Consider the following 24,607-nt stretch of genomic DNA (forward strand, 5'->3'; position numbering starts at 1 on the left):
AACGGCGCCGGATTATCCGGTCACCGTCTGGGCGATCAACACGCCATTCAGAATCAGGATGATGCCGGCCACCGCCCAGGCGGGGGCCAGCAGCCAGCGGGGGGCCGCCAGGCGCCCCATGACGCCCCGGTCGCCGCAGAAGCGGACCAGGGGAATGACGGCGAAGGGCAGCTGCAGGCTCAGCACCACCTGGGTGAAGATCAGCAGCGTGGTGGCGGCGGCATCGCCGGCGACGGCCAGCACCAGCAGGGTGGGCACCAGCGCCAGCAGGCGGGTGATCAGCCGGCGCCACACCGGCTTCAGCCGCAGGGTGACGAAGCCCTCCATCACCACCTGGCCGGCCAGGGTGGCGGTGACGGTGGAGTTCTGGCCCGCCGCCAGCAACGCGACGGCGAACAGCAGGCTGGCTAGGGGAGCGCCCAGCATGGGGGCCAGCAGGCGATAGGCCTCCTCGATATCCTCCACCAGCGCCTGGCCGTGGAAGGCGGCGGCCGCCAGGATCAGGATGCCGGCGTTGATGAAGAAGGCGATGAACAGGGCCACCGTGCTGTCCAGCGTGGCGAAACGGATGGCCTCGCGCCGGCCCGCTTCGTCCCGTGGGAAAGCGCGGGTGCGCACCACGGCGGAGTGGAGGTAGAGGTTGTGGGGCATGACGGTGGCGCCCAGGATGCCCACCGCCACATACAGTTTGGCTGGGTCGCTGAGCAGATCGACGGTGGGCACGAAACCCGCCAGCACGGCGCCGACACCGGGCCGGCTCAACGCCACCTCCGCCAAGAAGCAAAGGCCGATCAGGGTGATCAGGCCCAGGATGAAGGCCTCCAGCCGGCGCACGCCCCGGTTCTGCAGGGCCAGGATCAGCAGGCTGTCGAAGGCGGTGATGAGGGCGCCCACGATCAGCGGCAGGCCGAACAGCAGTTTCAGCGCGATGGCGGAGCCGATGACCTCCGCGATGTCGCAGGCGATGATGGCGATCTCGCACAGTATCCACAGCACGGCGGCGGTGCGGGGACCGTACCGCTCCCGGCATAGCTGCGCCAGATCGCGGCCGCTGGCGATGCCCAGGCGCACCGACAGGGCCTGCAGCAGCATGGCCATCAGGCTGGACAGCAGCACCACGGACAGCAGCGCGTAACCGAAGCGGGAACCGCCGGCGATGTCGGTCGCCCAGTTGCCGGGGTCCATATAGCCCACGGCCACCAGATAGCCGGGGCCGGAAAAGGCCAGCAGCTTGCGCCAGAAACCGCCATCGACGGGCACGCTGGCCGTGGGCTCCGCCGAGGGGCTTGGCCATCTCTCCTTGCTCGCGTCCACCGCCGACTGCATGCGCCGCCTTCTCTGGTCCTGGCTCTGGTCATGGCCCGGCGTCGCTCGACGGGCCAAAAGATTAACATAGCGAAGTTCTGGTGCCGGAACGAGGGCGGGAGTGATGCGCCGGGTGCGACGCGTCGCCATTCATTGGCGCCGCGCGCCGCTTTGGTGTAGGGATGCGGCGCAAAACGTCCTTTCCCTCAAGGGTCGGTACCGGGATGAGCGCCACCACTGCCGTCAAACGCCTGAGCGTGCCTGACATTTCCGCCCGCAAAGGGGCTACCCCGGTGGTGTGCTTGACGGCCTATACCGCCCCCATGGCCGGCCTGCTGGACCCGCACTGCGACGTGCTGCTGGTGGGCGACAGCCTGGGCATGGTGCTGTACGGCCTGCCCAGCACCTTGGGCGTCACGGTCGACATGATGGTGGCCCATGGCGCCGCCGTGGTGCGCGGCTCCAATCACGCCGCCGTGGTGGTGGACCTGCCCTTCGGCAGCTATCAGGCAAGCCCGGAACAGGCCTTCCGCGTCGCCGCCCGCATCTTGGCCGAAACCGGCGCCACCGCCGTGAAGCTGGAGGGCGGGGAGGAAATGGCGCCCACCATCGACTTCCTGGTGCGCCGGGGCATTCCCGTCATGGGCCATGTCGGCCTGACGCCGCAGGCCGTGAACGTGCTGGGCGGCTATCGCGCCCGTGGGCGGGGAGAGGCGGAGCAGGCCAAGATCCTGGGCGACGCCCGGGCCGTGGCCGAGGCCGGCGCCTTCTCCCTGGTGATCGAAGGGGTGGTGGAGCCGCTGGCCCGCCAGGTGACGGACCTAGTGCCCGTGGTCACCATCGGCATTGGGGCCAGCGTAGCCTGCGACGGCCAGGTGCTGGTGTCGGATGACATGCTGGGCCTGTTCGCCGACTTCACGCCCAAGTTCGTCAAGCGCTACGCCGACCTGGCCGTCCAGGTGGGCGCCGCCGCCCAGGCCTATGCCGAGGACGTTCGGGCCCGGCGCTTCCCCGGGCCCGAGCACATCTTCGCCGAGAAGCGGCCGAAAGCCTGATCCCAGCAGGGATGTTGCCATTTGTACCCTCATATGTTCTTATCATGTTCCATTCCGGACATGAGGAAGCCATGGTGGGCAAGGCACGCAAGGCCAAGGCGGGGGACCAGGGCCCGCAGAACCAGATGGATTTGTTCGGGGCGCCGGTCACCGTCGCCGTCAACCCGCCCACGCCCCTGCGGCCCCGCCCGCCGGTCGAGCCGGCGCCGGCCGACCTGGACGACGCGGGCCTGCTGGCCCGCTTGCCCGACGCGCCGCTCAGCAAGGCCTTGCCCCTGATCGCGGAGGTTGGGCGCCGCCGGTTGGCCGGCGCCGTGCCCCTGCTGGGACTGCGCCTGAAGCGCCTGGCTGGCTACGGACTCAGCGGGCGGGAGCCGGTGGCGGTGCTCGAGGCGCTGGCCGCCATCGGTGGCCCGCAGGCCACGGCCATCGTGGCCGGCCTGCTGGGCGGGGTGGGTCTGGCCGGCCCGGTGGAGGTGGCGGCGCTGGGCGCCGCCGTGCGGCTGGAGGTGGCGCTGGACCGCAAGGCGCTGTTGCGCCTGCTGGGCACGGCTGACGCCGCCGCGCGGGCGGCGGCCTGTCGTTGCGTGCGGCAGGCGGAATTCCCCGTCATCGACGCGCTGGAAAGGCTGCGCGCCGATCCCGACCGGGCGGTGGCCACCGGCGCCGTTTGCGCCCTGGGCCGGCTGGGCCGTCCCACCGTCCGCGCCGACCTGGCGCAGCTGGTGACGGCGGCGCCGACGCGGGAGACGGTGGCGGCCCTGGCCTCGGTCATGGACCACGTCGGCGTGGATGCCGACAGCCTTGTGGCCCTGCGCCGCGCCGCCCGCCACACCGACCTGCGCGAGACGGTGCTGGAGGCGCTGGACGGTTTCGACGACGTCCAGGCCACGGCGCTGGCCGTCAAGCTGCGCCAGCAGACGACACGGGCGGACGCCGCCTGAAACGACAAAGGCCGGCCCCAACCGAACCGGCCTTTGCCGAACTGAGCCCTATCAGCGTTTCGTTCCTTTCACGGCGCCCCGCGAACTGACCTGGGGAACTGAAAAGATTCACGCGTTTCCGGCGGCGGCGACCTTGCCCGCGGCGGCGCGGGCCGCCCCTTTGGCGGGGGCGGGCAATTCCACGTTGACCTCCAGCGTGGAATAGCCGCTGGCCCGGTCCAGCTTCACCGCCACCTTGTCATCGTCGATGGAGACGTACTTCTTGATGACATCCAGCAGCTCTTTCTGCAGCTGGGGCAGGAAATCGGGGCTGTCGCGGCCGGCCCGCTCATGGGCCAGGACGATCTGCAGGCGTTCCTTGGCCTGGTCGGCCGCGGACGCCTTCTTGGGCGTGCGGAAGAAATCGAAGATGCTCATGCGGTCCTCCGCAGCAGCCGGTCGAAGAAGCCCTTCTTCTCCACTTTGACGAAGCGGTGCTCGATCTTCTCACCCAGGAAGCGGCCGACGGCGTCGGAATAGGCCTGGCCGGCGTTGGACTTGTCGTCCAGCACCACAGGCATGCCGACGTTGCTGGCGCGCAGCACGGCGGGGCTTTCCGGGATGATGCCCAGCAGCGGGATGGCCAGGATCTCCAGCACGTCCTCGACCTTCAGCATCTCACCCTTTTCCACCCGCTCCGGGTCGTAGCGGGTGACCAGCAGGTGCTCCTGCACCGGGGCCTCGCCCTTCTCGGCGCGGCGCGACTTGGCCTGGATGACGCCCAGGATGCGGTCGCTGTCGCGCACCGAGGAGACCTCGGGGTTGGTGACGATGATGGCGTGGTCGGCGAAATACAGCGCCATCAGGGCGCCGCGCTCGATGCCGGCCGGGCTGTCGCAAATGATGTAGTCGAACTCTTTCTTGAGCTCGTTCAAGATCTTCTCGACGCCCTGCTCGGTCAGCGCGTCCTTGTCGCGGGTCTGCGAGGTGGGGAGGATGTACAGGTTCTCCACCCGCTTGTCCTTGATCAACGCCTGGCTGAGGCGCGCCTCGCCATTGATGACGTTGATGAAGTCGAACACCACGCGGCGCTCGCACCCCATGATCAGGTCCAGGTTGCGCAGGCCCACGTCGAAATCGATGATGCAGGTCTTGAACCCCCGCAAGGCCAGGCCGGTGCCGAAGGCGGCGGATGAGGTGGTCTTGCCGACGCCGCCCTTGCCCGATGTCATGACGATGATCTTGGCCAAGAACGTCTCCCTTGGAAAAGAAGGTTACTGGGAAAACCGGCCGTGCGTCAGACGGTGACCGGATCGATGTGCAGGAAACCCTGGTCCAGGTAAATCTGGACCTGGCGGCGCAGGACGGATTTCTCCAGATCCTCGCTCACCCGGTACAGCCCGGCGATGGAGACCATCTCCGCCTCCAGGCTTTGGCAGAAGATGCGGGCGTTGCGGTCGCCCGCCATGCCCGCCAGCGCGCGGCCACGCAGCGCGCCGTAGACATGGATGTTGCCGTCGGCCACCAGTTCGGCGCCCGGCGACACCGACCCGATGACCACAAGGTCGCCGCCTTGGGCATACAGCTGGCGGCCGGACCGGCACGTTCTCCCGCACCAGCAGGGTGGCCTTCTGATAGGGCAGGTCGTGCGCGGGCGCTGGGCTGGTGGCGACGGGCGCGGGGGCGTCGGCCACCGTGGGCCGAGGCGCCGGCGGGTTGTCCGCCGTGGCGCGTCCCTGCGGGAACACGGCCAAGCCCACGGCCAGCGCCGCCTCCTGCTGTTCACGGGTGCCGCCCTGCAGGCCCACGGCGATCAGGCCCAGCGTGCGCAGCAGGTCGCAGAAATTCTCGAAATCAAAGCCTTGCCCCGGGGGAAGATCGTCCAAGTCCAGCACTACCGGCGCATTGCGGAAAAAATTGGGCGCCTGACGCACCTTGTCCGACAGGGCGAAGAAGAAGTTCTGGGCATGCGGGTCCGAGACCTTCAGCACCATCATGGTGAAGTTGCTGCCGCGCAGTTGGAACGGCGCGTCCCGGAATGCCACCTGGTTGCTCATTCTCGCCCTTGACCCCTCAATCCCTAATCTGCCTGACCGTCACCCGCCCGCGCATGACCGAAACAACCCGTCGACCCCAGCCGGGGCGGGGCCTTTCCGTATTCGCCCGCAGGGGGCAGAGGGTCCTCGAAATGCGACGGCACGTCCTCGCCCGGAAAAGGCGGGACGGCGCCCCAGGCCGAACCCATCGAAGGCGCGTTTCAAGACCAGATGGGCGCAGGCGTCAAGGGAAACCTCAGATCCATATTTTGAGCGGAAAGCGCCAGCCCACACAATATTTATTGAGTCTTAGTGCACCTTCGGGGTGGGCCCGCGTCGGGCGGGGGCGGCGCGGACAGGGGCAGCGGCTTGAATCGCGGGGGCGTTTTCGCCGTGGCTCCGCGAACCGCCACCCGGGTCGTTTCCGGCGCCCCCTATCCCGAATGGGCGGGTCGGGGGCGACTCGGCATCCGTTCGCATGTGCCATCGCCATTCGACTCGGGCTCTACCCTCTCCGTCCCGGGGGCACCAGATATAGGGTGTGAATCTTTGATGTATGCCCCATGGCTTGCTGACAGATGCTCGCACCTGCGGTAAGATGCATACCAGGGTCGTCACTCAAGAATGACGGGTCGGGGTATTGTCGAACTGTGCGCCGCTGCCTTTGCTGTCGTGTGCCCGCCGGGGGGATGGCCTCCCCCCGTTGATCCCGCCGCCGTCGCTCTTCCCGCAATCGACCTGCGATCGGCCGCCATCGTCCCGCCGCACCGCCGCGTCCGCCCCCGCAGGGGGACGCGGATCCTCCGGTTCGGCGCCTCACGATGGCCCTCTTCAAACCGCATACCCCGCTGACCTGGGGATGCGGTTTTTTCGTGCCCGGTCTCCGGCGCCCGGGGTCCCAACCCCCGGGGTCGCCCGGCACGCGGTTCCTGCCTGCCTAGTAACCAGGCCGCGGGCGTTCCCGCGGCGCAATTCGGTGTGACTGAGGAGACAGATATGGCCAAGCGTCCAGTGAAGGTGACTTCCGGCGGCTCCAGCTCCGACAAGGTGCGCCCGCTTTTCCCCGATGCGATGCCCGCCCGGCCGGCCAACGGCCCCGCCAGCGGCGGCTGGGACCCCATCGAGGAGCGGCGGGATCAGAGCTATGTGCGCAAGGTCAAGCCGCAAAGCCCCAATCAGAAGGTGCTGATGGAGGCGATCGCGACCCACAACCTGGCGCTTGCCCTCGGGCCGGCGGGCACGGGCAAGACCTATCTCGCGATCTCCAGCGCCGTGGAGGCGCTGGAGGCCGGCCGGGTCGACCGCATCATCCTGTCCCGCCCGGCCATCGAGGCGGGTGAGAGCATCGGCTATCTGCCGGGCGACGTGGGGGAGAAGATGGCCCCCTTCCTGCGCCCGCTCTATGACGCGCTGAACGACCGCCTCGGCGGCAAGCGCCTGCGCACCCTGATGGCGGAAGGCACCATCGAGATCGCGCCGGTGGGCTTCATGCGCGGCCGCACCCTGAACAACGCCTTCGTGGTGATCGACGAGGCGCAGAACTGCACCTACGGCCAGATCAAGATGCTGCTGACCCGCCTGGGCTGGCATTCCACCATGGTGCTGACCGGCGACCCGGACCAGTCCGACTTGCTGAACGGCCTGTCCGGCCTAGCCGACATCGCCCGCCGGCTGGAGGCGGTGGAGGGCATCGCCGTCGTCCGCCTGAACGACCGCGACATCGTGCGCCATCCGCTGGTGGCCAGCATGCTGACCGTGCTCTGACGCCTGTCTTCGGAGCCGGCCTAGACTTTAGAAGCAGGGGCGGGCGGTGCCGGTGGGTGCCGCCCGCCTTTGTTTTCAGGGCCAGGGCGCGCTAGGGTGAAGGGGATCCCTTTCCGCCGCACGGGCGCCGCACATCCCATGGCCAAGAAACGTCTGATCCGCCTGCTGGTCACCCTGGTGCCGGCGCTCGCCTTCGCGGCCCTGGTGGCCTGGTGGCTGGGGGCGCCCCCGTCCTCGCGTCCCGCCTCCAGCGCCAGCAGCACCGGCGCCGCCCCGGCGTCGGGCGGTGGCGGGCAGATCGTCCCGGGCGTGGCGGTGGGCGGGCCCTTCACCCTGGTGGACCAGTCGGGCAAGGCGGTGACGGAGAAAAGCTACGCCGGCTCGTGGCGCCTCATGTTCTTCGGCTACACCTTTTGCCCCGACATCTGTCCCACCGAGTTGCAGGTCATGGCCCAGGCCATGGACCAGCTGGGGGCCGAGGGCGACAAGGTGCAGCCCATCTTCGTCAGCGTCGATCCCGGCCGCGACACGCCGCAGCAGCTGTCGGACTATGTCGCCCAGTTCCATCCCCGCCTGGTGGGCCTGACCGGCACGGCGGCCCAGGTGTCGGCCGCCACGCGCGCCTGGCGGGTCTATGCCGCCAAGGTGGCTGGCGACGACCCGGAAAACTACCTGATGGACCATTCCACCTACGTCTACCTGATGGATCCGGACAACCGCCTGGCCACCATCTTCGCCCGTGGCACCACGGCCGAGGACATGGTGAAGGGCATCCGCGAGGCCATGGCCAAGGGCGCGGCGAGATAGGGGGCGCTGGGCGCTTCTGTCCAATTGCGGCATCCGGCCCCGTTCGGGCAGAGGGGGACGTCGCATCCTCACGAGGGGCAAACCATGGTCCGCATCCGCTTCCTTCTCGCGTCGCTGATGATCGCCGGCGCACCGCTGACGATCATCCCGTCCGCCTCCGCGCAGGAGTCCCCCGCGCCGGCGCCGGCCATCGAGGCCACCGCGGCCTGGTCGCGCCCCACCATCCGGGGCGCCAAGGCCGGCGTGGCCTTCGTCACCCTTCATAACAAGGGTCCGGCCGACCGCCTGGTGGGGGTGGAGGCCGACGTCGGCAAGGTGGCCCAGATCCATATGGCCGAGGTGGTGGACGGCATCGCCCGCATGCGGCCGCTGGCCGACGGCGTCGCGCTGCCGGCGGGGGGCACGGTGACGCTGAAGCCCGAGGGCCCGCATATCATGCTGATGGGCCTGACCCAGCCGCTGCAGGTGGGGCAGCGCGTCCATTTGACCCTGCGCTTCAAGGCCGCGGCGCCGCTTGCGGTTGAGGCGGCGGTGCTGGCGCCGGGCGCCGAGCCGGGCATGGGTGGCGGTGCTACGCAGGGTGGCGCGCGCGGCGGCGGTTGAGCTTGTGGCATCACGCCTGCGCGTGCCGCGCGGGGCACTAAAATAGTCCTTTAGAATCATATACTTGGCCCAGTGCTTTTGCGACTTGACAGGGGGTGGGCCGCCCCGTATGGTGCCGCCGCTTTCGCATGGCGACGACTCCATTGCGGCGGAAGGGGCATACCTCCAGGGGTTTAGACCTTGACGGACCAGACACCCCCGCCTTCCTTGGATGAGCTTGAGGCCCGTTTGCGGGATGCGCGACGAAGCGCCGAGTCTTCCTCCTTCTCCCCCACACAGCGGAAGGATGAGGCGGGAAACGGTTGGCTGGGCATCGCGTTTCGCATCGGCGCCGAACTGGTCGCGGCGATGGTGGTCGGCGTCGGTGGCGGTTTGGTCATCGATCGCTGGCTGGGCACGTCGCCCTGGGGACTGATCGTGATGTTCGTCCTGGGGTCGGCTGCCGCGATGTTGAATGTGTACCGGGCCGTCAACGGCATGGGATACGCGGTGGGATACCGGCGACCGGATGCGGGCGCCAACTCAGGGGGCGGAACCAACTCCACCCCCGCCAAGGATGAAGGTGAGGGGAATCGTGGCCACTGATCCGCTGCATCAGTTTCGCATCGAGCAGATCGTTCCTCTGCATCTCGCCGGGCACGACGTCTCCTTCACCAACTCCTCCCTGTACATGGTGGTCGCGGCCGTGCTCATCACGGGCCTGCTGGTCGCCGGCACCGCGTCGCGCGCCTTGGTCCCCGGCCGGCTGCAGTCGGTGGCGGAGATGCTCTACGAATTCGTGTCGGGCATGGTGCGGGACAACGCCGGCGCCCAGGCGCGTCCCTTCTTCCCGCTGGTGTTCTCGATCTTCGCCTTCGTGCTGTTCGGCAACATGATCGGCATGATCCCCGGCACCTTCACCTTCACCAGCCACATCATCGTGACCTTCACGCTGGCGGCCCTGGTGTTCGTGTTCGTGACCGTGCTGGCGCTGATCCGCCACGGCTTCCACTTTTTCAGCTACTTCTTCCCCTCGGGCGCGCCCATCGCGCTGGCGCCCATCCTGATCCCCATCGAGGTCATCTCCTACCTGACCCGGCCGGTCAGCCTCTCCATCCGACTGTTCGCCAACATGATGGCGGGCCACACGATGTTGAAGGTCTTCGCCGGCTTCACGATCACCATGATCGGCGCCTTGGGCGCCGTCGGTTGGCTGGCTGGCGTCCTGCCGCTGGTGATCAACGTGGCCCTGATCGGCTTCGAGATCATGGTGGCCTTCTTGCAGGCTTACGTCTTCACCATCCTGACCTGCCTCTACATCCGCGACGCCATCGAGCTGCACTAAGCCCGCATCGTCCGTGGGTAGAGCCCGTCTTCACCCTTCAACCGTTCCATCACACAGAGGAAGTCTATAATGGATCCGCAAGCCGCTAAGTTCATCGGCGCCGGTCTGGCCATGTTCGCCCTGGCTGGTGTCGGCATCGGCATCGGCAATGTCTTCGCCAACCTGATCGCCGCCGTGGGCCGCAACCCGGCCGCCCGCGCCTCCGTGTTCCCGATCGGCATTCTGGGCTTCGCGCTGACCGAAGCCGTGGCGCTGTTCGCGCTGCTGATCGCCTTCCTGATCCTGTTCGCCTAAAGCCTGACCTTGGGCTTGATGGAACGGCCGCAGCGGCCCGTCCCATGGGGGGCAGGCCGCCTGCGTTTGAAGTAGGTTGAAGGGGCGGGGCCGGTATCATGCTGGTCGCCGTCCCTGAGCCCATATCCGGGGCTACCCGGTTCGCCGTCTCGTCAAACCTACCCACAGGTTCCGATCCGATTTCCGGCGATGGCCCGGTGCTGGGTATTCCATTGGTTTCACGCCCATGGTGCGACCTTGGCGCCAGCCCTAGAACCGGGCGATCTCGCAATCAAGGTGATCTTCATGGTGAATCCAAGGCTCATGGTGTGGCTGAAGGGCCTTGCCGCCGCCGCCGTCCTGACGGTGGCCCTGGGCGGCGCGCCGGCGTTCGCGCAGTCGGGTGAGGAAACCGCCCACGCGACGGATGGCGTGGAGCAGGAAGCTGGCGTGCATGAGGAAAAAGGTCTGCCCCAGCTGAACACCAAGACGTTCCCGTCTCAGCTTTTCTGGCTGGCCATCACCTTCGGCACGCTCTACGTGCTGGTGGCCAAGGTCGGCCTGCCGCGCGTCGGCGCCGTTCTGGAGGCCCGCGAGGCCAAGATTTCCGGCGACTTGGACAAGGCCATGCAGTTGAAGGCCGAAACCGATGCCATCGTAGCCGCTTATGAGAAGGCGGTGGCCGAGGCCCGCGCCGGCGCCCACAAGCTGCTGAACGAGACCGCCGCCACGGCCGATGCCGCGGCCGCCAAGCGCACCGCCGATGTCGTCGCCGGCCTGGCCGCCAAGCAGAAGGAAGCCGAAGCCCGCATCGAGGGCCAGAAGCAGACCGCGCTGGCCAATGTCCGCGCCGTGGCCGCCGAGGCCGCCACCGCCGCCGTCGCCAAGCTGGCGGGCGTCGAGCCCGATCAGGCCGGCGTCGATGGCGCCGTGGATGCCGCCCTGAAGGAGCGTGCGTGATGTTCGATCTGCAGAATCCCACTTTCTGGGTTGGCGTCGCTTTCGTCGTCTTTTTCGCCCTGGTGATCTGGAAGGGTGGTTTCGGTGCCCTGGGCAAGAGCCTGGACGCCCGGGCGGAGAAGATCCGCCTGGAGATCGAGACCGCGCAGAAGTTGCGCCAGGACGCCGAGGCGGCCCTGACCGCCTATCAGAAGAAGCAGCGCGACGCGATGAAGGAGGCTGACGCCATCATCGCCGCCGCCCGTGAGGAGGCCGACCGCATCCGCCAGCACGCGGAAGCGGACCTGGAGGCCACCCTGAAGCGCCGTGAGGCCCAGGCCCTGGAGAAGATCGCCCAGGCCGAAGCGGCCGCCCTGCAGCAGGTGCGCAGCCTGGCCGTCGACGTGGCCCTGGCCGCCACCGAGACGCTGCTGGCCCAGACCATCGACCAGTCGCGCAGCGACGCCATGGTGGCCTCGGCCATCGAGGAGTTGCCGGGCAAGCTGCACTGATCCGCTGATCAGAAGGCGCAGCCGAGTAGAAAAAGGGCGGTCCCATCGGGCCGCCCTTTTGCTATGCGCGGGGGACGAAGGCCCTACTTCGGCTGATACTCCACCACCGGTGCCACCTTGCGGGCGGCCTTGCCGATGCCCCGGCGCAGGGTGACCTTGGTATGGCCAGCCTTCCACTCGGCGCTGGCCAACTCGGCGTCCTTCTGGCGACCGGCGGGGGCACCCAGCTGCTTCACCAGTTGCGCGTCGACGCTGTCGCCGCAGTCCTTGGACGCTTCCTGGCCATAGAGGGTGACGCGGCGCAGCGCGTTTTTCTTCATCTCGAAGTCTACGGCATAGGCGCAGCCGCCCAAGCGCACGCTTTCCAGGCCGAACAGGTAGCGAACCTGTCCCCCCTTGGGGGCGCCGTTCCCCATTTCGAACTCCCGCGCCTTGGGGTAGGCGGCCAGGATCTGCTTGTGGGTCATGCCCCAGGTGACCTGGCCCCAGCCGTTCAGGTCCTTGGCTTTGGCCGGAGGCTTCTTGGTCGCCTCGTGTTTGGGTTGGGTGGCCGCCAGCGCCGTGCCCGCGACGGCGCTGAAGGCCAGGGCCGCCAGCAGGCCAACGCCCAGGCGGGAAATGCGATGGTTCATGGTTGTTGTTCTTCGTACCAGGAGGAATGCCCCAAGATCGGGAAGACCCGAATCGGAAATGGATGAGCCGGCGGGCGCTCAGCCCAGCGCCTCCAGCTCATCGATGAAGCCCTTCAGCATGCCGAGGCCCTTGTGCCAGAAGGCCGGGTCGGTGGCGTCCAGGCCGAAGGGCGCCAGCAGTTCCTTATGCCGCTTGGTGCCGCCGGCCGCCAGCATCTCCAGATAACGCCGGGCGAAAGCCTCGGACCCATTGTGGGTGGCCGCCTCTTCGAAGGCGGCATACAGGCTGTTCACCAGGCAGTCGCCGAAGGCGTAGGCGTAGACGTAGAAGGGTGAATGGATGAAGTGGGGGATATAGGACCAGTAGCTCGCGTACCCTTCGTCGAATTGCAGGGCGGGGCCCAGGCTTTCGGTTTGAACCGCCTGCCAGATTTCACCCAGCCTCCGCTCCGACAGTTCGCCCTGGCGGCGTTCGCTGTGGACGCGGCGCTCGAAATCATAGAACGCCGTCTGCCGCACCACGGTGTTCAGCATGTCCTCCACCTTGCCGGCCAGCAGGGCGCGGCGGCGGGCTGGGTCGGTCTCGGCGGCCAGCAGGCCCCGGAAGGTCAGCATCTCCCCGAACACGCTGGCCGTCTCCGCCAGGGTCAGGGGCGTGTCGGACTGCAGGTGGCCCTGGCCGCCGGCCAGCACCTGGTGCACGCCATGGCCCAGCTCATGGGCCAGGGTCATGACATCCCGGGTCTTGCCCATGTAGTTGACCAGCAGATAGGGGTGGGCGCTGGGCACGGTGGGGTGGGCGAAGGCGCCGGGGTTCTTCCCCGGCCGCACCGGGGCGTCGATCCAGGCGTTGTCGAAGAAGCGGCGGCCCACGCCGGCCAGGTCGGGGCTGAAGCGCGCGTAGGAGGACAGCACGATCTCCCGCGCCTCCTCCCAGGGGATGGTGCGCTCCGCGACGTCGGGCAGGGGGGCGTTGCGGTCCCAGTAGTCCAGGGTGTCGCCGCCGAACCACTTGGCCTTCAGTTTGTAATAGCGGTGTGACAGGCCGGGGTAGCTGTCCTTGACGGCGCCCACCAGCGCCTCCACCACCGCGTCCTCCACCCGGTTGGACAGGTTGCGCGATGACCAGGGCCGGTCATAGCGGCGCCACTTGTCCTCGATCTCCTTGTCCTTGGCCAGGGTGTTGGTGATCAGGGTGAACAGCTTGATGTTGCGGCCCAGCACGGCGCCGATTTCAATGGCCGCCGCGCGGCGCACCTCGACCTCCGGCGCCGACAGCAGGTTCAGCGCCTCCGCCGACGTCAGGTCTCGGTCTTCGATTCGAAACCGTAACGAGGCCGTGGTCTCATCGAACAAGCGGGTCCAGGCGTTGCGGCCCACCACCGCCTTCTCATGCAGGAAGCGCTCCAGCTCATCCGACAGCTGGTGGGGGCGGAAAATGCGCACGTCGCGCAGCCAGGCGGCGTAGCGCCGCAGCTCCGGCGCCTTCAGCTTGGCGTCGATGTCCTTGTCGGGCAGCTGGTTCAGCTCCAGCGTGAAGAACAACAGGTGGACCGAGACGGCGGTCACCTTCTCCTGCATGGATTGGTAGAAACGGGCGATGGCGCCATCGCTCTGGTCGCCCGCGTACAGCAGCCCGGCGTAGCTCATGACCCGCGTCAGCGTCTCGTCCAGCGCTTCATACGTGGCGACGGCCTGGCCCAACTCCTTGCCCGACAGGCCGGGCAGCTTGCCCGAGTAACGGCTATGGAAGGCTTGGGCTTCGCGCTCCACCCGCTCCAGATCCGCCTTCAGCCGCGGGCTGTCGGGCCCGCCATACAGATCGGACAGGTCCCAGTTGGGCAGGGCGCCCAGGGCGGGGATGGTTTCGGCGGTCGCGGTCATGTCCGGTCCCTCGTCAGCGAGCGGTTCGGACATGACTATAGCGGATCGATCCCTTAGCTGCGCCAGCGCAGGACGGTGTCGCGCACGGGATTTTCGAAGGGGCGCTTCTCCTCCCGGGCGCGGCGGAACTCGTTCTTCAGTTGGTAGTACCAGCGCGCCTGGGTGTCGGCGTCCTTGATCAGCATCAGGGTCGGGTCGTGGCGCAGGCCCTGCTGCTGCATCACCACCACGTCGCGGTCCTGGCCCAGGAAACGCTCCGCGATGGGGCGCAGCACCGGCTTCAGCAGGTTGGCCCAGGGCAGGGTCCAGTAAAATAGGTTGGTGATGCGGGTGTTGCCCTCATCCACCGGCGTCACCGCCGTGAGGTTCCAAACGGTGTGCTTGCCGGTGGAGATGGTTTCCGTCCGGATGCCGGGCAGGCGGAAGGAGATCTCCGTCTCCGGCACGCCGCCCAGGATGGTGTAGGCGCGGGAGTTGCTGGACGGCCGGTGCTTCTTCATGACGAAGCCGTAGGGGCCGGGGCCGAAGGCCTTCTCCTTGGCGTGGATGGATTTGGTGGAGCGCCAGAACCAGGACTGATGGACGAAGGGGCCGTGGGCCGGGTCCATCAGGCCCACCACCGCGTGGTCCAGGTGGCAGGGGAAGTCCATGGACATGACCATGTCCGGCTGCTTGTCGGCGGGCAAGCCCGGCGGCTGCGGCGGTTCCTGGTCGGGTTCCCCAGCGCCCATCCAGATCCAGACGTTGCCGCTGATCTCCCGCACCGGGTAGTTGCGCACGCGGATGCGGTTCAGGTCGAAGTCCTGCCCCTCCACCAGCGAGGGGATGTCCGTGCACTTGCCTTCCCGGTCGAAGCGCCAGCCGTGATAGCAGCACTCCACCTCCTTGCCGTCGAACCGGCCGCAGGACAACGGTATGCCGCGGTGGGGGCAAATGTCGCGCAGGGCGAAGACGGCGCCCTCCTTGGTGCGGCCGAACAGCACCGGCTGGCCCAGCAGCGTCTGCGCCTGCATGGCGCCCACGGCCAGGGTGCGGCCGGGCATGGCGTAGTACCAGATGTCGTTCAGGAAAAAGTTCGGCTCGGCCAAGGCGTCTCACCAGGTCGGGAGGGGAAGAATCAGGGGCGGCACTTTACATCGCCGGCGGGGGCGGGCCAATGAGCCAGGTCAAGCGGCGGTCCCCTCCATGAATCCGGGATCGGTGACGCCGGGGATGGGCGGCAGGGATCGGGCCACCTCCGCCACCCGGCGGCGCAGCCAGGCATGGGCCGGGTGGCTGTCCAGGCGGCGGTGCCAGACCATGGCAAGGCGCATGATACCGCCCGACAGGTCCGGGGGCAGCGGGCGCATGGCCAGGCCGAAGGCCTTGGCCAGGGGGTGGGCCACACGCGCCGGCATGGTGCAGAACAGGTCGCTGTCGCGCAGCATGGGGGCCGCCGCCAGCAGATGGGAGGCCACGACCGCCAAGGTGCGCTGCCGGCCCAGCGTCTCCAGCATGCGATCCACCGCCCCCACCTTGGACGCGGTGGCCGAAACCAGCAGGTGGGCGTAGGCGAGGTAGGTCTCCAGGCCCCACGCCTGCTCCAACGCCGGGTGGCCGGGACGCATCAGCACCGCCAGCCCGTCGCGCACCAGCATCTGCCGCGTCATGTGGGCGGGCGGGTCGGGCAGCATGCCCAGCGCCAGGTCCAACTGGCCCGACTCCAGCCCGGGCAGGGCGTTGTCCTTGTCGGCGTGGCGCAGCACCAGGGACAGGCCCGGCGCCTCCGCCCGCAACGCCGCCACCAGGGGCGGTCCCAGCACGAACTCCGCATGGTCTGACAGGCCCACGGTGACGGCGTCCCGCGCCTCGCAGGGCAGGAAAGGCTGGCGGGCGGCCAGGGCGGCCCGCACCTGGTCCAGGGCGCCCTGCAGCGGGCCGGCCATGGCGTCGGCCACGGCGGTGGGCACCATGCCGGCGGGGGTGCGCACGAACAGGTCGTCGCCCATGTGCTGGCGCAGGCGGGACAGCGCGTTGCTGACGGCCGACTGCGACAGGCCCAGCGCCCGGCCGGCGCGCGTCACCTGCCGTTCCCGGTACAGCGCGTCGAAGACGTGCAGCAGGTTCAGGTCGATCTGGCTGATGTCCATGGATGGCCCCCTTCGCAACTGACCATCACTATGGTGAATGATGATGTTGGTAACCAGTGATTTGGCAAATGGTAGGGACGGGGCCATGTTGGAAGGGTCACCCTTCCGAATCCAAGGCTTCACCCATGTCGTCCACCGCCGCCCTCCCGTCCGCTCCCGCCGCCGCCGCGGTGAAGCGCCAGCCGGTCTATTTCATCTCCCACGGTTCCCCCATGCTGGCATTGCAGGACAGCGAGGCGCGGCGCTTCCTGCAGTCCCTGGGGCGCGACATCCGGGCGGCGGGCGCCCCCCGCGCCATCCTGGTGCTGTCGGCCCACTGGGAGACGGCGGCCCCCGCCGCCTCGCTGGCCGACCGGCCGGAGACCATCCACGACTTCGGCGGCTTCCCCCGCGCCCTGTTCGAGATGCGTTACCCCGCCCCCGGGGCGCCCGAGGTGGCGCGGGCGGCTCTGGAGGCCCTGGCTGCCGCCGGTATCACGGTCACGGGTGGAGATGCGCGGGGCCTGGACCATGGCGCCTGGGTTCCCCTGACCCTGATGTTCCCCGAGGCCGACATCCCCGTGACCCAGCTGTCCATCCAGCCGCACCTGGGCCCCGCCCACCACCGTCGCCTGGGCGAGGCGCTGCGGCCCCTGCGCGACCAGGGGGTGCTGATCATCGCCTCGGGCTCGCTGACCCACAATCTGCGTGACCTGGCGTGGGAGGGCACGGATGAGGTGGCGCCCTGGGCCGCCGCCTTCCAATCCTGGATCCATGACAAGGTCAGCGGCGCCGACGTCGCGGCCCTGGACGACTACCGCGCCCGCGCCCCCTTCGCCCGCCAGAACCACCCGCGCGACGAACACCTGCTGCCCCTGTTCGCCGCTGTGGGCGCCGCCACCCCCGGCCGGCCCGGCCGCCGCCTGCATGACAGCGTGCAACTGGGCGCCCTGGCTATGGACGCCTACCGGTTCGATTGAGGGGGCGGGCCGTCAAGATCAAGGCCGGGCGCCCCGTGGCGGCCCGGCCTTGATCTTGACGGCGGCAGGGCTCTCGCGAGCCCGGCAGCTCACTCCATGCCCAGCGCGGCCTTGTAGAGCTCCAGCAGGGCGTCCTGCTCCTGCCGGTCGTTCTTTTCCATCTTACGCAAGCGGACGATGGCGCGGATGATCTTGGTCTCGAACCCCACGCCCTTGGCTTCGGCGTAGATGTCCTTGATGTCGTCCGCGATGCCCTTCTTGTCCTCTTCCAGGCGTTCGATGCGCTCGATGATGGAGCGCAGGCGGTCGCCGGCGATGCCGCCAACATCCGTCGCAACAGGGGCGTCCGACATGGGGAATGCCTCTTCGTTCTAAGTGGGTGGTCTGAATGGTGAGGGCGCGACCTTACCCGCGCGGCCGGGGATGGGCAAGCGCCGGTAAAGGGGCCCCGCCCCGGTGTCAGTCCTTCGGCTTGCTCTGCTCGAACGCCGCCTTCTGCTCCGCCGTCGCCTCGCGCTGGTGCAGGCGTTTGAAGTCGTCGTACGGCATGCCGTAGACGATCTCGCGCGCGCCTTCATAGTCCAGGGCCACGCCCCGTTCCTCGGCGGCGGCGCGGTACCATTTGGACAGGCAGTTGCGGCAGAAGCCGGCCAGGTTCATCAGGTCGATGTTCTGGACGTCGGTGCGCTCACGCAAATGCGCCACCAGCCGGCGGAAGGCGGCGGCCTCAAGCGCCACCCGGGTGGCGTCGTCGATCTCGGGAACCATGGAATATCCTTGTGAATGGGGTGGCCGGCTCAGGCGCCGGCCAGCACGTGGTGTATATCGGGGCGGCCGATCAGCTGTCCAAGGGCATGCGCCAGCATGGTGGACCAGCGCTCCACCCCCACCGCGTCGCCGATCAAATCCTGCCGGATTTCGATCAGCACGCCGGGCAGGCCCGGCCGGGTGGAATGGGTCTTCAGGGTGTACCCGTGGCCGTCGCGCCCCGAATAGGGGACGTTGTCGCCGACCACCACGCCCGGCTGGGCCCGCAGCAGGTCCAGCAGCGGCAGGGGCAGGCGGCCGTCCTGGTCCCACAGCACGCCCAGGTGCCAGGGCCGCTGGAAGTCATTCATGACTGGCGTGAAGCTGTGGACGGAGATGATGGCCGGCGTCTGGCCCGCCGCGCGCTTGGCATCGACGCACGTCGCGACGGCAGCGTGATAGGGGTGGAACAGGGCGTCCAGCCGCGCCTGGCGGTCGGCATCGGTCAGGGCCTGGTTGGCCAGGATGGGGGTGCCGTCGCTGACCGCCGGCATCAGCGTGGCGCTGTCCAGCGGGCGGTTCAAATCCACCACCAGGCGGGAATACCCGGCGATGACCGCCGGCGCGTCCAGCCGCCGGGCCAGCGCCCGGGTCACCGCCTCCGCCCCGATGTCCCAGGCGATATGACGTTCCATGTCGGCCGCCGGTACGCCCAGCGTGCCCAGACGGGCGGGCACGCGCCGCGCCGCATGCTCGCACAGCAGCACCACGGGGGCGGCCCCTTGGGGATTCACCACCGTAACGGCGGGTGGCTCGTCAGGGGTCAGCAAGGCGGCGGGGGAGGCGAGCGTGTCCAAGGGGCGGCCCATCGCAAGGAAATGTGCCCTTCCAAGATAGCGGTCCCGACGGGGGATGGAAGCCCCAGCCGGGGGCCTCCGTATCGCTTATGTCGGGACTATGAACGGCCAGCTTGCGCGCCGCCGGGATTACCGTGAAAATAGCAATGGGTGCATATGGAGCGTCGCTTTCGGCTCGTCACCCGTGCATACTTCATCGACGTGCGCCTTTCCCGCGTTGGACCCCCGGGATGCGCACGTTTCCTTTGAAATGACCGCGACTGTTCCAGGTGCTGGACGGGCGCTGCCGAAGCCCTTGGGTGAGGATAAAATTGGGCGGCATGTACCGGTCGAGCATACGCACACCCCCCTTGATGCCCCGACACCGGTGATCCGGCCCGGGGAGGCCCACGACGCCGAGGGCATCCGCCAGGTCCACATCCGTTCCGTACACGCTTTCTGTGCCGGGCATTATTCGCCGGAGCAGCTCATCGCCCTGCTGGGCGGGCGCGCGGCGGCGGACTACCGCGCGGCCATGACGGAATGGGGGGAGCATGTGCTGGTGGCGGAGCAGGCGGGCCGGGTGGTCGGCTTTTCCGCGCTCTACAGCGCGGAGGTGCGGGCCGTCTATGTCGACCCGCTGGCCGCCAAGGGCACCGGCCGCCGTCTGCTGGAAGAGATCGAGACCTTGGCGCGTGACCGGGGCGCGGGTGCCCTGCACCTCACCTCCTCCATGAATGCGGTGGGGTTTTATGAGGCCATGGGCTATCAGCGCCAGGGGCCCCGCCTGATGACCATGGGCTGCGGCACTCGGCTGGCCGCCTGGGGCATGCGCAAGGCGCTCGGCCGTTAAGCGGCGGAAGACTTTTCCAATCCGATCGCCTGGCGATAGCCTGAGGCGAGGTACCCCAACGCCGGATGCACGCCCGTGGCCCCCTCCGACATCGCCGTTCATCACTTCTTCGGCCGCGACGGCCAGCGCCTGGCTTACCGCGAGCTGGGGCAGGGCCGGCCGCTGGTGCTGATCCACGGCTACTTCTCCACCGCCACGGTCAACTGGTTGAAGTACGGCCATGCCGCGCGCATCGCGGAACGCGGCTACCGCGTCATCATGCCGGACCTGCGCGCCCACGGCGACAGCGCCAAGCCGCACGAGGTGTCGGCTTATCCGCCCGACGTGCTGGCCGACGACGGCCTTGCGCTGGTGGAGCATCTGGGCCTGACCGACTATGACCTGGGCGGCTATTCCCTGGGCGGGCGCACCACCATGCGCATGCTGGCGCGCGGCGCCACCCCGGCCCGCGCCATCTGCGCCGGCATGGGCCTGGCCGGCCTGACCCACACCGCCGGACGTGGGGAGCATTTCCGCCGCATCCTGACCAACCTGGGCACCTTCGAGCGCGGCACGCCGGAATGGATGGCGGAGGCCTTCCTGAAGACGGTCGGCGGCGATCCCGTCGCCCTGCTGAACATCCTGGAGACCTTCGTCGACACCCCGCCGGCCGTGCTGGCCGGCCTGGACCTGCCCATCCTGGTCACCGCCGGCGCGCAGGACCAGGACAACGGTTCCGCCCCCGACCTGGTCGCGGCCCTGCCCAACGCCCGCTACGCCGAAATCCCCGGCGACCACATGAGCGCCGTGACCAAGCCGGACCTGGGCCGGGCCATCGCGGATTTCCTGGCGGGCTGAGTTTTACGGGTAGGGTACGATAGTGAGCCCTTCCGCGTCATCCGGCGGGACGAAGTGGCGGGTGATGGCGTCGAACTCCGCGTCGGTGGCGGCGAAGTCATGGTCGCCGGCGGCGTTGCGCGCGCGCCGGAACGCCAGGACCATCATCCCTTCACCCCGCGGCCGCCAGGCGCGCGCCGCCCCGCGGTCGGGCGTTGCGCCCGGCGGGGGAGGCGTCGGTGACCTGCCAGGGCCGCTGGGCGCCCAGCGACTCCGCCACGGCGAGGCCGGCCGACAGGCCATCCTCATGGAAGCCATAGCCGCAATAGGCGCCGCAGAACCAGGTGCGGCGGATACCCTGGATCAGGCCCAGTTCCTGCTGGGCCGTCACGGCGGCCAGGTCGAACAGCGGGTGGTCGTAGATGAACTCCCGCACCTTCAGCGACGGGCGCGGTTCGGTGATGGGGTTCAGGGTGACGAACAGGGGCACCCGCTTGTCCAGCCCCTGCAGCAGATTCATCCAATAGGTGACGGACACCTTGGCGTCGCGGTCCCGGGTGGAATGGGCGCTGTAGTTCCAGCTGGACCAGGCCTTGGCGCGCCGGGGCATCAGCAACGGGTCGCGGTGCAGCACGGCCCGGTTCATCTGGTAGCGGAAGGCGCTCAGGACGCGGCGCTCTTCCTCCGACGGGTCCAGCAGCAGGGCCAGCGCCTGGTCGGCATGGGTCGCCAGCACGGCCTGGTCATAGCTGCCGCTCCAGCCCTGGGAATCCTGGATGTGCACGGCGGTGCCCGAGCGCCGCAGCGCGACGATGGCGCGGCCGGTGTGCACCCGGCCTTCCAGCGACCGGGTCAGGCGGGTGACGTAGGCGCGGCTGCCGCCCGTGACCGTCCGCCACTGCGGCCGTTCCTTCAGCTTCAGCAGGCCGTGGTTGCAGAAGAAGCGCACGAAGCTCTGCACCGGGAAGGACAGCATCTCGCCGATGGTGGAGGACCAGATGGCCGCTCCCATGGGCAGCAGGTGGTCGTAGATGAAGCGATGGCCGTAGCGCTGCGCCACCAGGTACTCGCCCAGAGTCATGGCGGCGGCCGAGGGCTGGTCCAGCAGGGCCGGTGCCGTCTTGTAGAAGCGCAGGATGTCGCGCAGCATCAGATGGTAGGTCGGCGACAGCAGGTTGCGCTTCTGCGCGAACATGCCGGCCAGATTGGTACCGGAATATTCCAGCTTGCCCCGGTCCAGCGTCACGGCGAAGGACATGTCGGACGCCTGGGTGGGCACCTCCAGATGCTCGAACATCGCCACCAGGTTGGGGTATGTCGCGGCGTTGTAGACGATGAAGCCGGTGTCGACGGGCAGGGGATGGGCGCCGCGACCGGGCACATCCACCGTGTTGGAATGGCCGCCCAGATAGCCGTTCTGCTCGAACAGGGTCACGTCGTGGCCCTGCCGCGCCAGCAGCCAGGCGCAGCTCATGCCCGTGATGCCGGCGCCGATGACGGCGATCCTCATGCCCGCGCTCCCGCTGCCAGCGCCATTTCCAAGCCCTTGGCCATCCATCTGATCTCGCATCGGCATTTAACCCCAGAGGTCAGTCGTTGTCCCCTTTGATCGCGGCGAAAGTGTCCAGCGCCCGCTGCCGCGCCGCCTTGTGCTCCACCACCGGACGGGGATAGTCGCGGCCGAGGCGCACGCCCGCCGCCCGCAGGGTAGCGGCATCGGCCATCCAGGGTTGGTGCAGCACGCTGCCCGGCAATCCCGCCAGTTCCGGTACCCAGCGGCGCACATAATCACCCTTGGCGTCGAATTTCTCCCCCTGCAGCACGGGGTTGAACACCCGGAAATAGGGGGCGGCGTCGGCGCCGCAGCCGGCGATCCATTGCCAGCCAGCGGCGTTGTTGGCCAGGTCGGCATCCACCAGCGTGCCCCAGAACCAGGCCTGGCCGGCCGTCCAGGGCAGCAGCAGGTGCTTCACCAGGAAGGACCCCACCACCATGCGCACCCGGTTGTGCATCCAGCCGGTGGTCCACAGCTCCCGCATGCCCGCGTCGATGATGGGGTAACCCGTCTGGCCGCGCCGCCACGCCGCCAGATGCGGGGCGTTGTCGTCCCAGGCGAAGGCCTCGAACTTCCGATTCAATGGGCGCTCGGGCAGGCGGGGGAAGTGGTAGAGCAGATGGTGGCAGAACTCGCGCCATCCCAGTTCGCGCAGGAATGGGCCCACGCCATCTCCACCGTGGGCCTGCGCCGCCGCCCAGACCTGGCGGGGGGAAATCTCGCCGTGGTGCAGATGGGGCGACAGGCGGGACGTCAGCGGTTGCGCCGGATAGTCCCGGCCCTCGGGATAGTGTGTCACGGCCCGCGCCAGGAAATCCCGCAGGCGCTGATGGGCACCGGTCTCGCCCGGTGTCCAGGCCCTGCGCAAGCCGTCGGCCCAGTCGGGCTTGGTGGGCAGCAGCCCCCAGTCCGCCAGCCGGTCGCCATCCGGTGGGGTGGGCAGGGCGGCCAGTGCCCGGGGGGCGCCAGGGGCTGGCCGGGATCCAACCCTTCCCGCACCGCCTTCCAGAAGGGGGTGAAGACCTTGTAAGGGGCACCGGTGCCGGTCTTGACCGTCCACGGTTCCGCCAACAGGGCGGAATTGAAGCTGTCGACGGCGACGCCCTCGGCCTTGAGGCCGGCCTTCAGGGCGCTGTCGCGGGCGACGGCGTGGGGTTCGTAACAGCGGTTCCACACCACGGCCTTTGCTCCGGTCTCGCGCACCAGGGTATGCAGGACCACGTCCGCCCGGCCCCGCCGCAGCATCAGGGGGCAACCCAGGCCAGCCAGCGCCTGGGACAGCGCCGCGAGGCTGTGGTGCAGCCACCAGCGCGACGCCCCGCCCGGCGCCCACGGCCCCGGTGTCTGGTCGTCCAAGATGTAGACCGGCACGACTGGCAGGCCGGACCGGGCGGCGTGGGTCAGGGCGGGGTTGTCGGACAGGCGCAGATCCTGGCGGAACCACACGACGATGGCGGCTTGTGGGGCGGCGGACATCAGGCGAACCCTAGCATTTTTGCAGATGACAGGCCTGCGCCGGCTGGCCGGCGGGATGTGAGCGCTACAATAGCGGGCAAGAAAAAATGCGACATTTGGGGCTGGCTGTCGGCCTGGCGCGGGTTTTGGCAGGATGTTGGACGGAACGCCGCAGGACGAACCGCATATGACGTAAGATACGTACCCGTCCATCCGGTGGATCACCCGGGGCGAACTCTATTCCTCACCCTATACTGATGTATTGGCGTGCTTGTTTTTCCCGGGACCGATCCTATCTGAAACAGTGTCCGCTCGATGATCCAGTGTACCGGTTCCCCCATCCCGGCCTGGCTGCGCACCCCCAAAGCGCGTTCAGCGGACGACCTAAGGGCGGCCCGGGTCCCCCCATCCCCGGGCCGCCCGTTTCCTTTTTGGGGTCCCTCTCAATATGTGCCGGTGTCCGCCAGGTCAGGCCCCAGGATATGGGTCGAGTGGAAGGCGTAGCCGCGGTCCCGGTGCAGCAGCACGACGCTGAAGGCCCCGGGGAACAGGCGGCGCAACGCCGCTTCGCGCACGTCCAGACCGCCGGTATAGGCGCCGAAGGCCGGCAGCACCAAGCGGTGGCCATCGGTGACGAAGCAGCGGCCGCCCACCCGCCGTGCCCGCGTGGGCACGCTGGCCTTGGGATGGTAATGGCCGGAAATTTCCCCCACCGGGGTGATATCCCCGCGGGCGGTGTTCTGCGCCTCGTGCCGGAAGACCAAGGGCCCCTCGACCCAGTCATCCACCACCCGGCCGCCCCAGTTCGGCGGCGGGGCCGGGTCGTGGTTGCCCACCACCCACAGCCATTCACGGGCCTGGATCAGCGCCGCCAGGCGGCGGCCGTCGTCGGCCGAGACGCGGGCGCCCGCGCGCGGGTCGTGGAAGCTGTCACCCAGGCACAGCACGCGCCGGGGGCCCAGGCGGCGGCAGACCGCCTCCAGCCGCGCCAGGGTGGCGGCGGTGTCGTAAGGGGGCAGCAAGGTACCGCGCCCGGCGAAGGCGGTGCCCTTCTCCAGGTGCAAATCGGCCACCACCAGCAGGCCCCGGTCCGGCCAGAACAGGGCGCCGCTGGCGTCCGCCAGCACCACGGCCCCGTTGACGGTCAGGCTGGTCTGGTGGCCGGTGTCGCCGGTGCCGAAACGGGCGTTCATGCGAAAG

General features: G+C 68.7%; 29 protein-coding genes and 1 pseudogene. 13 read left to right on the forward strand and 17 right to left on the reverse strand.

Going from position 1 to position 24,607, the window contains the following annotated elements; genetic code table 11:
- Positions 1–12: 12 nt before the first annotated feature.
- Positions 13–1,326 (reverse strand): Nramp family divalent metal transporter, encoded by a 1,314-nt coding sequence (locus tag UAA55_RS20375; protein WP_322954989.1) that lies wholly within the window; start codon positions 1,324–1,326, stop codon positions 13–15.
- Positions 1,327–1,529: 203 nt separating this feature from the next.
- Between UAA55_RS20375 and panB the strand changes: the two genes are divergently transcribed.
- Both panB and UAA55_RS20385 read left to right on the forward strand, forming a co-directional pair.
- Positions 1,530–2,360, forward strand: coding sequence for a 3-methyl-2-oxobutanoate hydroxymethyltransferase (gene panB, locus UAA55_RS20380; protein WP_322954990.1), 831 nt, complete (start codon positions 1,530–1,532; stop codon positions 2,358–2,360).
- A 44-nt stretch (positions 2,361–2,404) separates the two neighbouring features.
- Entirely contained in the window at positions 2,405–3,304 is a 900-nt protein-coding gene (locus UAA55_RS20385; protein WP_322954991.1) for a hypothetical protein, read from the forward strand.
- A gap of 108 nt (positions 3,305–3,412) precedes the next feature.
- Here UAA55_RS20385 and minE read toward each other — a convergent pair whose 3' ends face one another.
- The 4 genes and pseudogenes from minE to UAA55_RS20405 all read right to left on the reverse strand — a co-directional run.
- The gene (gene minE, locus UAA55_RS20390; RefSeq protein ID WP_145735993.1) at positions 3,413–3,721 is read right to left on the reverse strand and encodes a cell division topological specificity factor MinE; all 309 of its coding nucleotides are present in this window, start codon (positions 3,719–3,721) and stop codon (positions 3,413–3,415) included.
- Positions 3,718–4,533, reverse strand: a complete 816-nt coding sequence (minD, locus tag UAA55_RS20395; RefSeq protein ID WP_088870968.1) for a septum site-determining protein MinD — start codon at positions 4,531–4,533, stop codon at positions 3,718–3,720. Before minD ends, minE begins: the two co-directional genes overlap by 4 nt.
- 47 nt (positions 4,534–4,580) lie before the next feature.
- Positions 4,581–4,844, reverse strand: a complete 264-nt coding sequence (minC, locus tag UAA55_RS20400) for a septum site-determining protein MinC (protein WP_322954995.1) — start codon at positions 4,842–4,844, stop codon at positions 4,581–4,583.
- Positions 4,845–5,154: 310 nt separating this feature from the next.
- Positions 5,155–5,340, reverse strand: a pseudogene (locus UAA55_RS20405) (septum site-determining protein MinC); the annotation flags it as partial.
- Between the two features lie 975 nt (positions 5,341–6,315).
- Between UAA55_RS20405 and UAA55_RS20410 the strand changes: the two are divergent.
- From UAA55_RS20410 to UAA55_RS20445, 8 genes are all read left to right on the forward strand, one after another.
- Positions 6,316–7,083, forward strand: a complete 768-nt coding sequence (locus UAA55_RS20410; RefSeq protein ID WP_322954996.1) for a PhoH family protein — start codon at positions 6,316–6,318, stop codon at positions 7,081–7,083.
- Between the two features lie 138 nt (positions 7,084–7,221).
- Positions 7,222–7,890 carry an SCO family protein gene (locus tag UAA55_RS20415; RefSeq protein WP_322954999.1) on the forward strand — a complete coding sequence of 223 codons (669 nt, stop codon included), beginning with the start codon at positions 7,222–7,224 and terminating at the stop codon, positions 7,888–7,890.
- 84 nt (positions 7,891–7,974) lie between these two features.
- Positions 7,975–8,493 carry a copper chaperone PCu(A)C gene (locus UAA55_RS20420; RefSeq protein ID WP_322955001.1) on the forward strand — a complete coding sequence of 173 codons (519 nt, stop codon included), beginning with the start codon at positions 7,975–7,977 and terminating at the stop codon, positions 8,491–8,493.
- 180 nt (positions 8,494–8,673) lie between these two features.
- Entirely contained in the window at positions 8,674–9,078 is a 405-nt protein-coding gene (locus UAA55_RS20425) for an AtpZ/AtpI family protein (protein ID WP_322955002.1), read from the forward strand.
- Positions 9,050–9,817, forward strand: a complete 768-nt coding sequence (locus UAA55_RS20430) for a F0F1 ATP synthase subunit A (protein WP_322955003.1) — start codon at positions 9,050–9,052, stop codon at positions 9,815–9,817. The genes UAA55_RS20425 and UAA55_RS20430 overlap by 29 nt, the downstream gene beginning before the upstream one ends.
- 69 nt (positions 9,818–9,886) lie before the next feature.
- A complete protein-coding gene (locus UAA55_RS20435; RefSeq protein WP_004273118.1) occupies positions 9,887–10,111 on the forward strand; it encodes an ATP synthase subunit C family protein in 225 nt (74 codons plus the stop codon).
- Between the two features lie 285 nt (positions 10,112–10,396).
- Complete coding sequence (locus UAA55_RS20440) at positions 10,397–11,050, forward strand: F0F1 ATP synthase subunit B family protein (protein WP_322955005.1); 654 nt, start codon at positions 10,397–10,399, stop codon at positions 11,048–11,050.
- The gene (locus UAA55_RS20445) at positions 11,050–11,541 is read left to right on the forward strand and encodes a F0F1 ATP synthase subunit B family protein (RefSeq protein ID WP_322955007.1); all 492 of its coding nucleotides are present in this window, start codon (positions 11,050–11,052) and stop codon (positions 11,539–11,541) included. Before UAA55_RS20440 ends, UAA55_RS20445 begins: the two co-directional genes overlap by 1 nt.
- An 83-nt stretch (positions 11,542–11,624) precedes the next feature.
- Here the strand turns inward: UAA55_RS20445 and UAA55_RS20450 are convergent, their stop codons facing one another.
- The 4 genes from UAA55_RS20450 to UAA55_RS20465 form a co-directional block, all read right to left on the reverse strand.
- Entirely contained in the window at positions 11,625–12,173 is a 549-nt protein-coding gene (locus UAA55_RS20450; protein WP_322955008.1) for a hypothetical protein, read from the reverse strand.
- A 78-nt stretch (positions 12,174–12,251) separates the two neighbouring features.
- The gene (locus UAA55_RS20455; protein ID WP_322955009.1) at positions 12,252–14,057 is read right to left on the reverse strand and encodes a M3 family oligoendopeptidase; all 1,806 of its coding nucleotides are present in this window, start codon (positions 14,055–14,057) and stop codon (positions 12,252–12,254) included.
- 53 nt (positions 14,058–14,110) lie between these two features.
- Positions 14,111–15,145: an aromatic ring-hydroxylating dioxygenase subunit alpha gene (locus UAA55_RS20460; protein WP_322955011.1), complete on the reverse strand. Its 1,035-nt coding sequence runs from the start codon at positions 15,143–15,145 to the stop codon at positions 14,111–14,113.
- Between the two features lie 78 nt (positions 15,146–15,223).
- Positions 15,224–16,186, reverse strand: a complete 963-nt coding sequence (locus UAA55_RS20465) for a LysR family transcriptional regulator (RefSeq protein WP_322955013.1) — start codon at positions 16,184–16,186, stop codon at positions 15,224–15,226.
- Positions 16,187–16,311: 125 nt separating this feature from the next.
- On the opposite strand from UAA55_RS20465, the gene UAA55_RS20470 reads away from it, so the two are divergent.
- Positions 16,312–17,145: a DODA-type extradiol aromatic ring-opening family dioxygenase gene (locus tag UAA55_RS20470; protein ID WP_322955016.1), complete on the forward strand. Its 834-nt coding sequence runs from the start codon at positions 16,312–16,314 to the stop codon at positions 17,143–17,145.
- 89 nt (positions 17,146–17,234) lie between these two features.
- Here UAA55_RS20470 and UAA55_RS20475 read toward each other — a convergent pair whose 3' ends face one another.
- The 3 genes from UAA55_RS20475 to UAA55_RS20485 all read right to left on the reverse strand — a co-directional run bounded on the left by UAA55_RS20475 (position 17,235) and on the right by UAA55_RS20485 (position 18,749).
- Positions 17,235–17,498 carry a DUF2312 domain-containing protein gene (locus UAA55_RS20475; RefSeq protein ID WP_040850401.1) on the reverse strand — a complete coding sequence of 88 codons (264 nt, stop codon included), beginning with the start codon at positions 17,496–17,498 and terminating at the stop codon, positions 17,235–17,237.
- Between the two features lie 106 nt (positions 17,499–17,604).
- Positions 17,605–17,913 (reverse strand): DUF1244 domain-containing protein, encoded by a 309-nt coding sequence (locus UAA55_RS20480; RefSeq protein WP_322955018.1) that lies wholly within the window; start codon positions 17,911–17,913, stop codon positions 17,605–17,607.
- A gap of 29 nt (positions 17,914–17,942) precedes the next feature.
- Positions 17,943–18,749, reverse strand: coding sequence for an N-formylglutamate amidohydrolase (locus UAA55_RS20485; protein WP_322955019.1), 807 nt, complete (start codon positions 18,747–18,749; stop codon positions 17,943–17,945).
- Positions 18,750–19,116: 367 nt separating this feature from the next.
- On the opposite strand from UAA55_RS20485, the gene UAA55_RS20490 reads away from it, so the two are divergent.
- Together UAA55_RS20490 and UAA55_RS20495 are read left to right on the forward strand one after the other, a co-directional pair.
- Positions 19,117–19,581, forward strand: a complete 465-nt coding sequence (locus UAA55_RS20490; protein WP_322955021.1) for a GNAT family N-acetyltransferase — start codon at positions 19,117–19,119, stop codon at positions 19,579–19,581.
- Positions 19,582–19,656: 75 nt separating this feature from the next.
- On the forward strand, positions 19,657–20,418 hold the full coding sequence (locus UAA55_RS20495; protein ID WP_322955022.1) for an alpha/beta fold hydrolase: 762 nt from the start codon (positions 19,657–19,659) through the stop codon (positions 20,416–20,418).
- A 3-nt stretch (positions 20,419–20,421) separates the two neighbouring features.
- Here the strand turns inward: UAA55_RS20495 and UAA55_RS20500 are convergent, their stop codons facing one another.
- The 5 genes from UAA55_RS20500 to pdeM form a co-directional block, all read right to left on the reverse strand.
- Positions 20,422–20,565 carry a hypothetical protein gene (locus tag UAA55_RS20500; RefSeq protein WP_322955023.1) on the reverse strand — a complete coding sequence of 48 codons (144 nt, stop codon included), beginning with the start codon at positions 20,563–20,565 and terminating at the stop codon, positions 20,422–20,424.
- A 4-nt stretch (positions 20,566–20,569) separates the two neighbouring features.
- Positions 20,570–21,907 carry an NAD(P)/FAD-dependent oxidoreductase gene (locus UAA55_RS20505; protein WP_322955024.1) on the reverse strand — a complete coding sequence of 446 codons (1,338 nt, stop codon included), beginning with the start codon at positions 21,905–21,907 and terminating at the stop codon, positions 20,570–20,572.
- A gap of 79 nt (positions 21,908–21,986) precedes the next feature.
- The gene (locus tag UAA55_RS20510) at positions 21,987–22,751 is read right to left on the reverse strand and encodes a cryptochrome/photolyase family protein (protein WP_322955025.1); all 765 of its coding nucleotides are present in this window, start codon (positions 22,749–22,751) and stop codon (positions 21,987–21,989) included.
- The gene (locus UAA55_RS20515; RefSeq protein WP_322955026.1) at positions 22,748–23,428 is read right to left on the reverse strand and encodes a deoxyribodipyrimidine photo-lyase; all 681 of its coding nucleotides are present in this window, start codon (positions 23,426–23,428) and stop codon (positions 22,748–22,750) included. Before UAA55_RS20515 ends, UAA55_RS20510 begins: the two co-directional genes overlap by 4 nt.
- A 422-nt stretch (positions 23,429–23,850) precedes the next feature.
- Positions 23,851–24,600 (reverse strand): ligase-associated DNA damage response endonuclease PdeM, encoded by a 750-nt coding sequence (pdeM, locus tag UAA55_RS20520; protein ID WP_322955028.1) that lies wholly within the window; start codon positions 24,598–24,600, stop codon positions 23,851–23,853.
- Between the last annotated feature and the right edge of the window lie 7 nt (positions 24,601–24,607).

It is taken from the genome of Nitrospirillum guanabarense (genome assembly GCF_034653355.1).
GTDB lineage: Bacteria > Pseudomonadota > Alphaproteobacteria > Azospirillales > Azospirillaceae > Nitrospirillum.